This is a genomic window from Malonomonas rubra DSM 5091 (genome assembly GCF_900142125.1).
In the GTDB taxonomy this organism is placed as follows: Bacteria; Desulfobacterota; Desulfuromonadia; order Desulfuromonadales; family Geopsychrobacteraceae; genus Malonomonas; species Malonomonas rubra.
This window is the reverse complement of the sequence record NZ_FQZT01000004.1, coordinates 176,767-189,388: the sequence shown is the minus strand read 5'-3', so window position 1 is coordinate 189,388 and position 12,622 is coordinate 176,767. Positions and strand designations below refer to the sequence as shown.

Here is a 12,622-nt window from a genome sequence, read left to right as displayed (position 1 = left end):
CAGAATTCAACCGGGAGAGGCACTTTTTTGTTCCGATTCATCCTGATATCTCTGCTGCTCTGTCTTCCTCAACAGCTGCTCGGATCCGATTTCAGCCTGCACCAGCAACAGGGGCGCCAAGCCGGCCCGACCCTGCTGGTCGTCGCCGGCATTCAGGGCGATGAACCGGGCGGGTTCAACGCCGCCGCGCTGCTGGCAACCCGCTACCAAGTCGAGCGTGGTAACCTCTGGGTGGTGCCCAATCTTAATTTCCCCAGCATCATCAAACGTACCCGCGGCCTACACGGCGATATGAACCGCAAATTCCTTCACCTGTCGCCGCGCGATCCGGAATTCCCGGCGGTCAACCGGATCAAGAAAATCATCAGCGATCCTTCCGTCGATGTGGTCCTCAACCTGCACGATGGCAGCGGCTTCTATTCGCCCCAGTACATCGACAAACTGCGCAATCCGCAGCGCTGGGGACAGAGCTGCATCATCGACCAGGTGGCTCTTCCGGGGGCTCGTTTCGGCCAGCTGGAACAGCTGAGCCAGGCAGTGATCGCTCAAATTAACCAGCAGACAATCGACCCTGAACATCTTTTTCACCTGAAAAATACCGACACGGCCGACTCCGACCCGGAGATGCAGCAGTCGCTCACCTACTACGCGCTAAACCAGAACAAACCGGCCTTCGGCATCGAGACCAGTAAAAGCTTCCCCACCCACCTGCGCGCTTTCTACCACCTGGCGGCGTTGGAAGGATACATGCAGCAGCTCGGCATCCGTTTTTCGCGCGATTTCCAGCTGACCCCACAGGGAGTCAAGCGAGCATTGAAAGAGGATATCCTGGTGTCTTTCGGCGACGGTCGCATCCGGCTGGAGCTGCACAACTTGCGCCAGACGCTGAAATACTTCCCGCTGCCGAAAGGGGATCTGCAGTTTGAATCGAACAACCCGCTGGTGGCGGTGATCCCGTACCGCAACCGTTACCGGATACATTATGGCAACAACCGGCTGAGCTTTCTCAAGCCGCAGTTTTTCGACTACGACCAGAGCCTCGATGAGGTCGAAATGCTGATCGACGACAACCTGGTGCGGGTTCCTTTCGGCTCGCGTATTGCGGTCAACAACAGCTTTCAGGTCCTGAGCCCGAAGGGCTACCGGGTCAACGTCATCGGCTTCCGCAAAGCGGGGCAGCGCGATGAAAATCGTTTGCCGATTATCCGCAGGCAGCTGAGCCCTGAGCATTCCATCGATAAAGATGGTAAAATCTTCCGCGTCGAGGTCTACCACGATAAACGTTTCAGCGGCATGGTGCTGGTCGACTTCGGCAAGCACGCTAAACAACAACTGGTTTCCCTGAGCGAACGAACGGTCAACTAAATTGAAACGCTACTGCCTCCTCCTCTTCCTGCTTCTGTTGCCGGCCTTCTGCCTTGCTGAAGACTTTACCCTGAAAACACTGAACAGCGACAAACCGGGGCCGACGCTGCTAGTCATCGGCGGTATCCACGGTGACGAACCGGGCGGATTCAATGCTGCCGCGCTTCTCGCCACCCGCTATCGTTTAAGAACGGGGCAGCTGTGGATCGTGCCCGACCTCAACCGCACCAGTATTTTGCGCCGGGCGCACGGCTGGTACGGCGACATGAACTATAAATTCAACGGCCTCGATAAATCGGACAGGGATTACGCTCTTGTCCAAAAGATCAAAAAACTGATCACCGACCCGCAGGTTGATCTGATCCTCAACCTGCACGACGGCAGTGGCTATTATTCACCGCAGCGCCAGTCGAGCAAACGCAAGCCCAGCCGCTGGGGGCAAAGCAGCGTCATCGATCAGGCGGAACTCATCGGGGCAAAGTTTGGCCAGCTTGAGATGCTCAGCGGCAAGGCAACTGAGCGGATCAACCAAATGCTGTTGCACGCCGAGCACCGTTTTCATGTCAAAAACACCCACACAGCGACCTCCGACAAGGTGATGCAGAAATCTCTCACCTACTACGCCTTGCGTAAGGGCAAACCAGCGATCGGCCTGGAAGCGAGCAAATGCCTGCCAACCCACCAGCGTGTGTACTACCTGTTGACTGCGTTAGAGGCCTATTTCGCCGAAATCGGCATCGATTTCGAGCGTGATTTCCCGCTCACCCCGAAAGCGGTGAAAAAAGCGCTGACCGAGGATATCGAACTGGATCTGGCGGACGGCAGAATCAAGCTGCAACTGACTAACATGCGGCCGGAGCTGAAACACTTCCCGCTGGAAAAAGGCATACCGCTGAGCTACAGCGCTGACAATCCGCTGGTCAGCGTGAGAAAAGACGGCGAGCGCTACCGCATCTATTTCGGCAACAACCGCTTCTCCTACCTGGATCCCTACTATGTGACATATGATGACAGCCTGCAGGAAATACAGGCGCAAATTGACAAGCGAGTAGCAGACATTGCCCTCGGTGACCACATCAAAGTTAAAGATAAGATTCTTCTGCAGCCCTCAGAAGACTATCGCGTCAACCTGATCGGTTATCAGCATCAGGAGAACACCAGAGATGACAGCGGTCAGGAGATCACTCTAGCGGCCTGCAACAGCAACTATTCTGTCGATAACGATGGTCGGATCTATCGACTCGAAGTTTATCGGCAGGATAAATTTTGCGGCATGATATTGGTGGAGTTTACCGCCAGATAAAAGGGCTGCGTAAACTTCAGCCCCTTTAATAGCGGGACCATCTTTATCTCCTGATCCGATTCATCAACTTCTGAAACCGATCTGCCGTTTTCTCATCCTTTTTCGCTTTCAGCTGCAACCGCCGGACAGCGGAACTAAGGGAGGAAACATCCCGCCCCAGCTGTTCACCGAGAGCGGTCAAGGTGTCACAACCGGTTTCGAGATAAAGCCAGGCGAGATAGGCTCGGGCTTCGGCACAGTGGCGATTTTTGCCGGGTGCAGCCAGCTCATCTTCGGTCAGTTTGTAGCGTTCCAACACGATCCTCTGCACCTTTTCCGGATTCACTTTCGGCTTGTATTTCTGCCGTGACAGTTTAAAGACGCCACGGACGAAATCGTCGCTGCCGAGAACCCGTGGATCGTAGGCGCTGCCACGCGTGAAATCCTCAGTCGCCTCCTGCTGCGAACCCTCGTTGACATAACTGTGGAATCTCATCAATGCCTTGATCCCGGTTTCTTCGATCTGCAACATCGGGCGGTCGGTCGACAGCCAGATCACTTTCTCCCGCCCGCAGTAAGCGCGGTGGCTCGACCATGCAAAACGCATCGGGTCGCTCTCTTCACCGTTGCGCACCGGGGCAAGGTGGACTTCACGCACCAGATTAAGCAGATGCACTTCCGGATCGATCAGGATTGCTTTGTAGCGCCCCTGGAACAAGTGGCCATTCTGTTGGTGATAGTCGTTGTACCAGCGGGTGTAGCGGAAACCGAGCTGTTGCATGATGCGCGAAAGGGGAGTTTCATCAACCTCTATCACAAGTTGCAAGTAGCTGGGGTGCAGGCAGTAGGCATAAACTTTATGGCCGAACTTTTCGATTCCTTCCTGGATCAGCAGCAGAAAGCGGGTGCGGTCAGTGTCGTCAGAAAAGATCTGCTGGTTGCCGTTACCGTGCAAGGTGACATGATAAACAGCGCCGGGGAAATGCAATCTTGGTTTGCGTGCCATGAAGCTTCCTCCTGAAAAGTTAAATCACAAGCCTGCCCCCACCCAGACTGATCATAACAAAACCGGTTGAGAACGCAAGCTGAAAGAGAAATGTACGTATACGGCAGCAATTCAACACAACAGAACAGATTTTTCTGGGTCGCAATGAAAAACACCCCCTTTCACATAAAAAGAAGTGCAAAGAAGAAATAAAAAGAGTATAAAGCGCCACCTTTTTTTTCTGATCGGTTATTATCTAAATAAAATGGTGAAATCTATGGAAAAATTATCAATCGGTTGGCGCGAGTGGTGTTCCCTGCCAGAGTTGAACATTCCACATATAAAGGCTAAGGTCGACACCGGCGCGAGAACTTCCGCGCTGCATGCTTTTTTTGTTGAGCCTTACGAAGAAAACGGCCTGCAGATGGTTCGCTTCGGTGTTCACCCATTACAGAAGCGCGTCGACACAGAAATTATCTGTTGCTACCCGGTCAAGGATTTCCGCGAAGTCAGTGACTCCGGCGGGCATCGTGAAATGCGCTATGTCATCGAAACGTTGGTCAATCTCGGGGATCGGAGTTGGCCGATCGAGATGACCCTGACCAACCGGGACAGCATGAAGTTCCGCATGCTCCTCGGCCGCACCGCAATGGCGGGGATGCAGGTGCTACCAGACCAGTCTTTTCTGTTCGGACGACCGGACTAAAATAATTGCATGAAAGTGAGGTACACATGAAAATTGCTGTTTTGTCACGCAACGCTGAACTCTACTCGACCCGTCGGCTGGTTGAAGCGGCAAAGCAAAAGGGGCATGACGTCCGTGTCATCGATCCCCTGCGCTGCTACATGACCATCGCTACCCAGCGCCCGACGATTCACTACAAAGGGGAAGAGTTGATCGGCTACGACGCAATCATCCCCCGCATTGGCGCTTCGATCACCTTTTACGGTACCGCGGTAGTACGCCAGTTCGAAATGATGGGGGTCTACAGCATCAACGAATCGGTGGCGATCAGTCGTTCGCGCGATAAACTGCGCAGTCTGCAGTTACTGGCTCGCAAGGGAATCGGCCTGCCAGTCACCGGTTTTTCCCACTCGACACAGTATACCGATGACTTGATCAAGCTGGCTGGCGGAGCCCCCCTTGTGATCAAACTGCTGGAAGGGACACAAGGGATCGGCGTTGTCCTGGCTGAAACCAACAAGGCGGCCGAGTCGGTCATCGAAGCCTTCCGTGGGCTGAAAGAAAATATTCTGGTGCAGGAGTTCATCAAGGAAGCTGGTGGTTCCGATATCCGCTGCTTTGTCGTCGGCGATAAGGTCGTGGCTGCAATGAAGCGGCAGGGCAAAGAGGGCGAATTCCGCTCCAACCTGCACCGGGGAGGATCAGCCAGCATCGTCCGGCTGACCCCGGAAGAACGTTCCACCGCTGTCCGCGCAGCTCGCATCATGGGCCTGAATGTCGCCGGGGTGGATCTCTTGCGCTCCAATCATGGGCCGGTGGTGATGGAAGTCAATTCCTCTCCCGGGCTGGAAGGGATCGAGGTAGCAACAGAGAAGGATGTCGCCGGGATAATTATCCAGTTCATCGAAAGGCAGGCCAAACCGGGAAAAACCCGGACCCGGGGGAAAGGATGAAAAGGACCCTAGCGCCGCCCTTTGAATTTGGCGGATCGACAATTAAGCCAGGAGAACGCCTGACTGTCGAGCTGCCTATGGCGCGTCTTTACACCAGCAACGAAATGACTCTGCCGGTGCAGGTTGTCCATGGCAAACGCCCTGGCCCGACGATCTTTGTCAGCGCAGCCGTTCACGGCGACGAAATCAACGGTGTCGAAATCATCCGCCGGCTGCTGGCCGGAAAATCGCTGAGAAATTTACGCGGCACCCTGCTGGCCGTTCCGGTCGTCAATCCTTTCGGCTTTATTCAACGCTCGCGCTACCTGCCGGATCGACGCGACCTGAACCGCTCTTTTCCGGGGACCGCCAAAGGGTCTCTGGCGGGCAGGCTGGCACACCTGTTCATGAATGAGGTTGCTTCCCGTTGCGACTTCGGCATCGATCTGCACACCGGCTCGAACTTCCGCAGCAACCTGCCGCAGATCCGCTCGAGCATGGACGATCCACTGACGCTGGAGCTGGCGAGGGCATTCGGCGCGCCGATCGTGGTTCCTTCTGAACTGCGCGAAGGCTCACTGCGCGAAGCGGTTGCATCACTCGGCAAACCGGTCCTGGTTTACGAGGGGGGCGAAGCCCTTTATTTCAGCGAGCCGGTAATCAGGGTTGGACTGCGCGGCATCATCAACGTGCTGCGCCATGTCGGCATGTTGCCGCCTGTGAAACGAACGAAGATAACCGAGCCGATCGTGACAAACCGCAGCAGCTGGATCAGGGCGATGATGAGCGGCCTGTTTTCGCGCCGGGCCAAACTGGGAGAAATGGTCAAGCGGGGTGACCTGCTCGGGGTGTTGAGCGATCCCCTTGGTGATGACCGGGAAGAGGTTTACGCGCCATTCAGAGGTGTCGTGATCGGGCAGCTCAACCTGCCGCTGGCACACGAAGGGGACGCCTTGATCCATCTGGCCCGGGTTGTGGACCCCGACGAAGCGGAAGAAGCACTCGACATTTACAGCTCCTCTTTGACGGATGAGGACTTTGGCCTCGAACGCTGAGCAACTGTTTTTTGAGAGCCTCAGGAGATTCCTCGGATGAAGATTTTCAACCCGCTGCAGACAGTCACTTCGTTGTCCCGCAACGAGCCGAAAAAAATCGGGCTGTCTCCCGGTTCGCTGGTTCACGTTGGCGAGCAGAAGGTCGAGCGCCCGATCTTCTCGTTTATCGACTACACCAGCGAAGAATTTCAACTGGCCAAGGATGTTCCTTTTGCGGAATGCCTGCGGCTGAAAGATAAGGCCAGCGTCAGCTGGATCAATCTGGACGGCGTTCACGACCCTTCACAGGTAGAGGCTTTCGGCAAAGCTTTTGACCTTCACCCATTGGCCTTGGAGGACATTCTTAACACGGGGCACCCGCCAAAGCTTGAAGAGTACGACAATTGTGTTCTCATCATCACGAAACTGTTCTTTTTTGACCAGCAGACCTGCCAGATTCAAGCTGAGCAGATCAGCCTGGTGCTGACTGTCAGCAATGTCCTCACCTTCCAGGAGCAACCGGGCGATATCTTTGACGAACTCCGTGAACGGCTCAAACGTAAAAGTGGCAGAATTCGACAGCGGGGAGCCGATTATCTTGCCTATACAATGATCGATTCGGTGGTTGACAGCTACTTCCATGTGCTGGAAAAAATAGGGGACCGGCTCGATCAGTTGGAAAATGAATTGATCAGCCAGCCGAGCCAGGAATTATTGCAGCAAATCCACCAGATGAAAAGCCAGCTGATCTTTCTGCGTAAGTCAATCTGGCCGATGCGCGAAGTCGCTGCCAAAATGCTGCAAAATGAATCTGAACTGTTTGACGAGTCCACCACAGTATTTCTACGTGACCTTTACGATCATGCCGTTCAGGTTCTGGACACGGTGGAAAGTTTTCGTGAAACTGCGTCCGGGCTTGTCGACCTTTACATGTCAAGCGTCAGTCAGCGGATGAACGAAGTGATGCGGGTGTTGACTGTCATGGCCTCGATCTTCATCCCCCTCACCTTCATCGCCGGCATTTACGGAATGAACTTCGAACTGATGCCAGAGTTAAAGTGGCGCTATGGTTACCCGATGGTCTGGGGACTGATGGTGCTCTGTGCCATGGGGTTGCTCTGGTTTTTCAAGAGGAAAAAATGGTTCTGAGAGTTATCTTTCTGATTATTGTTTTTTTCAGCCTCATTGTCCCGCCCTGCCTGCTCGCTGCCGAGCCCCCGGCAAATGCCGAGACCGCTGTTGCGGTTGAAACTCCCGGGCTCAGTGAACTGGGAGCGCGTGTCAGCGCACTGAATGATTTTATCGCCGCATCGGAAGAACGCTTGATCCAGCTGTCTGAGTTAGCCGGGCAACATGAAGCGCTCAATGAAATAGCTCAACAGTTCACCCAGGTGAACGGAGAGATGCAGCTGTTCGGCCCCCCCGAGGATTGGTATGTCGATCGTCTCAATCATTTCCTCAACCGCTTCAGCCAATTGCAGCAGAACTTAGCAAGCTTGCAGCAACGCCTGACCATGCGTCAGCAGGAAACGGAAAAGATCCGTACCCAACTGCAAAAAAATCTCGATTTCTGGTCTGGCTGGGAAAAAGATCTGAAAAAGCAGGATGTGAATCTCCCCAAACAGACAATTTCTGAAGCCAAGCAACAGCTGGCCGAATTACAAAAGAAGCTGAAAAAAACGTCCGATCTACTGCTGCTGCTACAGGAAAAAATTGGCGTTTCCCAGAGGGAGGTTATGCCTGTCATCGATCGGTTGACCACTGCTCTTAGCAAACTTCGGCAGGCCACTTTCCGCCGCAATGCATACTCCTTTTTCTCTGCCGAATATTATCAACAGTTCTCCGCTGATCTTGGTTTGCAAGTCAAGGAGGGTGCCAAAGCCGCGTTAAAGATCGACCGGCACTATCTCCAAGACAATGGCTGGCGGCTCGGCTTCCTCGCTGGCACCATGGCCCTGGTTGCCTGGGGCCTGCTCTATTTCCGGCGGCGGCATACAGCAACTGAGGACTGGCATTTTATTCTTAGGCGACCTTTGGCTGCAGCCGGGTTTGTCACCGTTTCTCTCAGCTGGCTTTGGCTACCGACACCCCCGGCTTTGTTGCATTTTGCCTTGGTCTGTTTTGCTGTTTTGACCGCAGTTGCCCTGGCCATGTCGTTGCTCGAAAATCGGCGACAGGTTCGTTTCCTGATGATGGCTGCGCTGGTTTTTTTGTTGACGAACCTTTTCCTGCTGATCTCCTTTCCACAACCCCTGTTCCGGATCTACATTCTGGCCCTGGCAGTCATCTTTGTCCCGGTTCTCTCCCGTCAGGTCGGTGAATCGAGGCAGCGCTGTGCCTCCGGCCAAGGCCGCTTCTATCGGATGTTACTCAGGATTGCCATCCTGGTTCTCTGTCTCAGTTTTTTTGGCCAACTTGCCGGCTTGATGAATTTTTCCACCTGGTTGATCCAGGCGACATTTGAAACAGGTGTAGTCGTTCTGTTCGCCCGTATGGTGGTGCGCCTGCTCAGTGGCGGGATTGAACTGACCAACGATACTCTGGCCCAATCAAAGCTGGCATTTTTTCAGGAGTATGGAGCTGAGCTTGGGGCACGGCTCAAACGCCTGATCACCTTTTTCGTGTACGGGTTTTCGGTTTTTTACCTGCTCCCGGTCTGGCGCCTGTTCGCCACCCTCAACGAGGGCTGGCAGTTTTTCAGCGATCTGTCGATCGAGATCGGAAGTTTCGCGTTGACGGCGCAAATGTTCGGTTCGGCACTGATCGCTTTTTATCTGGCGATGCAGGTTTCCTGGGTGCTGCAGGCAGCAACTGAAACACAAGTCCTGCGCAGGAAAAATGCTGACCGCGGCGTGCAGGATGCCGTCAAGAAACTGATTCACTATGCCATTGTGCTGATCGGCTTTCTGCTTGCCCTGAGCATGCTCGGGTTGGGCGTGCAGAATTTTGTCGTGCTGCTCAGTGCTTTCGGTGTCGGTATCGGTTTCGGCTTGCAGGATATTGTTAACAACTTTCTCTCCGGCCTGATTCTGCTGTTTGAGCGACCGATTAAAGTTGGAGATGGCGTCGTCATCGATGGTGAATATGGCACGGTCATGCGCATCGGTATGCGATCTACGGTTGTACAGAATCTTGATGAAGCAGAACTGATCGTTCCGAATTCGCAGATGATCTCTCAGAAGGTGACCAACTGGACGCTGACGAACCGACGGGTGCGTATCGTTGTCCCGGTCGGGGTCGCTTACGGCAGCGATCTGGAAAAGGTGCTGGCTATCCTTGAAGAGGCCGGTCAGAGCCACCCCGAAGTTCTCGGCTTCCCCAAACCAACCCCATTTTTTGTTCAGTTCGGCGCCAGTTCACTCGATTTCGAGCTACGGGTCTGGATCGCCAACGTCGACAACAGACCACGCATCAAGAATGAATTGCTGCTCTATATCGATAAGCGATTCCGCGAAGAAAAAATCGAAATTCCGTTCTCCCAGCACGATCTGCATATTCGCTCGGTTTCACCCGGAGTTTTACCAGGGGCTCCGGTCGAGGCAACAGAGGAATAAGAAAAGCTCCCAGCTATCGCTGGGAGCTTTTCTTACGATGAGATACTAAACAATAAGCCGCAGCAGGGTTATTTCTTGTCGAGCACCTGCCTCACGGTTTTCAGTAATTCCGGCAGTTCCATCGGCTTCATCAGAAAGATGTCGGCCCCGAGCTTTTCGGCTTCGGCTTCATCAACCTTGCTGCTGTAGCCAGTGCAGATAATTGTTGGGATATCTGATCGCACTTGCTTTAACTGCAGAATCAGGTCACGACCTGTCATCTCTGGCATGGTCTGATCAGTAATAACCAGGTCGAATCGGCCAGGATCATCCGTAAAAAGTTTGAGTGCCTCATGGCTATCTGTCAACGTCGTCACCTGATAGCCCATCCCTGACAGTGCACTTTGCGCCATGGAGGCGATCATCTCATCGTCATCGACGAACAAAACACTTTCTTTCCCTTTGAACGGTTCAATGTCGATAGTCCCGACCTGTTTCCCTTCGTTCTGCTCAGTGACGGGAAAGTAAAGATGAACGGTCGTCCCTTCCCCAATTTGACTTTCTACGCGAGTCACGCCGTGCAGGTGCCTCATAATGCCTTGCACCGTGGATAATCCCATGCCAGTTCCTTCATGCAAGGCCTTGGTGGTAAAGAAAGGATCGAAGATCTTGTCCAGCAGGTCCGAAGCGATGCCACACCCAGTATCCTGAACCCAGAGGTGCAAATAAGAGCCTGGCTGGCCGAGGGAATTGGCCGGGATCTGCCGCCGATCTAATTCGACGGTATCAAGACCAATGGTTAGCGTTCCCTGTTCATCCATGGCATGGACAGCATTGTTACAGAGATTGAGCAGAATCTCCTGAATCTGTGTCGCATTAGCGTGAATTGTCTGTGTGATACTAGCGGGACTTAATTTTTGCTGGATATAAACACTGCTGGGGATGGTCGACTTGAGCAGCAGCATGACCTCTTCGATTGTGACTGCAAGCTGCAGAGCCGTCTTATCCTTCTCCTCTTTGCGGCTGTAGGTCATAATCTGCTTGATCAGATCGCGGGACCGCAAAACCGCTATTTTGGCATGATCGAGAAGTTCATCGATCTCGCTCGCCCCGGTTAATTTCATTTTGGCCAGTTCCAGGTTGCCGAGAATAACGGACAGATTATTATTGAAGTTATGCGCCATGCCACCGGCCATAACCCCAATGGCTTCCATTTTGTACTTCTGTCGGAGCTGCTCTTCCATCGATTTGATATGGCTGATATCGGTAGAAATCTGCAGGTGAACAAGTTGCCCATCTAGCCACTCGATAGCCCGGTCATGGTTAATGTAATATTTGCCAGTGATCGGGTTCTGATTGTCCCAAACAGACCCATCAGTCGGTTGCCCGTTCTCATCAACCAGCAAATCATTTTTGCAGGCAGGACAAGGGCCTGACTCTCCCCGGAAAACCTTCCAGCAGATTTCACCCGTCAGATCCTGGCCAAAATCCTGAATCATGTTGTTGTTCATAAACAGGATTTCATAGCTTTCCAGGTCGGCGACATAAACATTGGCATCGATACTGTTCAATATGGTAATGAGCTGCTGCTGGTTGGCTTTGTCTTTTCGCTCTGCCATTTTGCGCGTTGTTATGTCTTGGGCGAAAGCGAAGTAGTAAGTAGGTTTTCCGTTGCTATCAAAGCCACCGGAGACCGTCATTTCAACGGGTAGAATTTTGCCATCTTTGCAGAGAAACTCTTTTTCGTACTGAACAATTCTCTTCTGCGGATTAAGCCGCTTCAGCTCTTCTTCTTCCAGAGCACGCCATTTTCCCGGGGTGAGCATGTCATTCCATCTCACTGTCTCCAGCTCTGCCGTGGAGTAGCCTGTCATCTCAGAAAAGTTGGCATTGCAGATTTCCAGGGTGCCATCAGGGTAGCCGGTCGCGATGCCGACTGGTGCGTTGCGCACGATATCAGCCAATTCCTGCTCACGACGGGAAACAAGCTGGAGTTTTTTTTCGGTGAGAAAATGTTTTTTCCGGACTCCCAGAAGATAGCCCAGCAACATTGTCCCCAGAGGGTAAATAAAAATAGCCGGGATAACGAGAACTTTGAGGGTTTTCTGGATAACTTCAGCCGGCAAAAGAAACATACACAAGAGCATGACGGCATGTACCGTAAAACCAAAAAGGTAGAGTTCTTTCAGGGAGTATAATTTATCTTCCCGGTATCTATAACGATTCCAGAGAATGCCGATTGTGCCCGAAGTGATAATTGTAGCGGCTCCAGCAATGGTTCCGATGCCACCAATATGATAGCGATAAGCGATGGCAACGAGCATTGCAATCACCGTTGTCAGAGGGCCAAAATAAAGACCGGTCACACAGAGCAAAATGGTCCGGGTATCAAAAATAATTCCAGGGGAAAATTTAGCCGGAGTTGACATCAGCACGATTGAAATAAGGCCGATGCCCAAACCAAAAACGAGCGGCATGGGAGATAACTGATTTTCCGTTTCCCTGCGGGAGGAGATATCGTAGAGCAGTCCGAGAGTAATCAGCAGAGCAACATTGTTTATGAGTTCAATCAGAAAATTCATATTCACTCAAACACGAAGAATCTATAAAGATCAATCAAACTAAATAAGGGCATAGTCTACTGAAAAACCTAAAACATCCATATGTAGTTTATCTAGCTGCCTGATATTGTCAAAAGCTTAAACCTGCCGGGCAGAAAACGCGCGAACCGACAAAGGTTAACGTCCAGCTGCTCATTTCGATAAAACTACCCTGTTCTCAACAAAAAACGGGGGCAGAGTTAAAC

General features: G+C 52.7%; 9 protein-coding genes. 7 read left to right on the top strand and 2 right to left on the bottom strand.

Going from position 1 to position 12,622, the window contains the following annotated elements; translation table 11 throughout:
- The first annotated feature begins 27 nt into the window (after window positions 1–27).
- The gene (locus BUB13_RS07650) at window positions 28–1,365 is read left to right on the top strand and encodes a M14 family metallopeptidase (protein WP_072907507.1); all 1,338 of its coding nucleotides are present in this window, start codon (window positions 28–30) and stop codon (window positions 1,363–1,365) included.
- 1 nt (window position 1,366) lies between these two features.
- Window positions 1,367–2,668, top strand: a complete 1,302-nt coding sequence (locus tag BUB13_RS07645) for a M14 family metallopeptidase (RefSeq protein WP_072907505.1) — start codon at window positions 1,367–1,369, stop codon at window positions 2,666–2,668.
- Window positions 2,669–2,711: 43 nt separating this feature from the next.
- Here BUB13_RS07645 and BUB13_RS07640 read toward each other — a convergent pair whose 3' ends face one another.
- A complete protein-coding gene (locus BUB13_RS07640) occupies window positions 2,712–3,653 on the bottom strand; it encodes a transposase (RefSeq protein ID WP_072907503.1) in 942 nt (313 codons plus the stop codon).
- A gap of 256 nt (window positions 3,654–3,909) precedes the next feature.
- On the opposite strand from BUB13_RS07640, the gene BUB13_RS07635 reads away from it, so the two are divergent.
- The 5 genes from BUB13_RS07635 to BUB13_RS07615 are packed head-to-tail and all read left to right on the top strand — an operon-like array spanning window position 3,910 to window position 9,837.
- A complete protein-coding gene (locus BUB13_RS07635) occupies window positions 3,910–4,338 on the top strand; it encodes an ATP-dependent zinc protease family protein (RefSeq protein WP_084091853.1) in 429 nt (142 codons plus the stop codon).
- A 26-nt stretch (window positions 4,339–4,364) separates the two neighbouring features.
- Window positions 4,365–5,270 carry a 30S ribosomal protein S6--L-glutamate ligase gene (gene rimK, locus BUB13_RS07630; RefSeq protein WP_072907501.1) on the top strand — a complete coding sequence of 302 codons (906 nt, stop codon included), beginning with the start codon at window positions 4,365–4,367 and terminating at the stop codon, window positions 5,268–5,270.
- Complete coding sequence (locus BUB13_RS07625; RefSeq protein WP_072907499.1) at window positions 5,267–6,304, top strand: succinylglutamate desuccinylase/aspartoacylase family protein; 1,038 nt, start codon at window positions 5,267–5,269, stop codon at window positions 6,302–6,304. Before rimK ends, BUB13_RS07625 begins: the two co-directional genes overlap by 4 nt.
- Before the next feature lie 36 nt (window positions 6,305–6,340).
- On the top strand, window positions 6,341–7,432 hold the full coding sequence (corA, locus tag BUB13_RS07620) for a magnesium/cobalt transporter CorA (protein ID WP_072907497.1): 1,092 nt from the start codon (window positions 6,341–6,343) through the stop codon (window positions 7,430–7,432).
- A complete protein-coding gene (locus tag BUB13_RS07615) occupies window positions 7,423–9,837 on the top strand; it encodes a mechanosensitive ion channel domain-containing protein (RefSeq protein ID WP_072907495.1) in 2,415 nt (804 codons plus the stop codon). The genes corA and BUB13_RS07615 overlap by 10 nt, the downstream gene beginning before the upstream one ends.
- 68 nt (window positions 9,838–9,905) lie before the next feature.
- Here the strand turns inward: BUB13_RS07615 and BUB13_RS07610 are convergent, their stop codons facing one another.
- Entirely contained in the window at window positions 9,906–12,398 is a 2,493-nt protein-coding gene (locus BUB13_RS07610) for a LytS/YhcK type 5TM receptor domain-containing protein (protein ID WP_072907493.1), read from the bottom strand.
- Window positions 12,399–12,622 lie beyond the last annotated feature (224 nt).

What these genes read in the sequence shown, in the direction of transcription:
- BUB13_RS07640 (WP_072907503.1), bottom strand. Translation starts at nt 3,653, where the DNA reads ATGGCACGCAAACCAAGATTGCATTTCCCCGGCGCTGTTTATCATGTC.
- BUB13_RS07635 (WP_084091853.1), top strand. Translation starts at nt 3,910, where the DNA reads ATGGAAAAATTATCAATCGGTTGGCGCGAGTGGTGTTCCCTGCCAGAG.
- rimK (WP_072907501.1), top strand. Translation starts at nt 4,365, where the DNA reads ATGAAAATTGCTGTTTTGTCACGCAACGCTGAACTCTACTCGACCCGT.
- BUB13_RS07625 (WP_072907499.1), top strand. Translation starts at nt 5,267, where the DNA reads ATGAAAAGGACCCTAGCGCCGCCCTTTGAATTTGGCGGATCGACAATT.
- corA (WP_072907497.1), top strand. Translation starts at nt 6,341, where the DNA reads ATGAAGATTTTCAACCCGCTGCAGACAGTCACTTCGTTGTCCCGCAAC.
- BUB13_RS07615 (WP_072907495.1), top strand. Translation starts at nt 7,423, where the DNA reads ATGGTTCTGAGAGTTATCTTTCTGATTATTGTTTTTTTCAGCCTCATT.
- BUB13_RS07610 (WP_072907493.1), bottom strand. Translation starts at nt 12,398, where the DNA reads ATGAATTTTCTGATTGAACTCATAAACAATGTTGCTCTGCTGATTACT.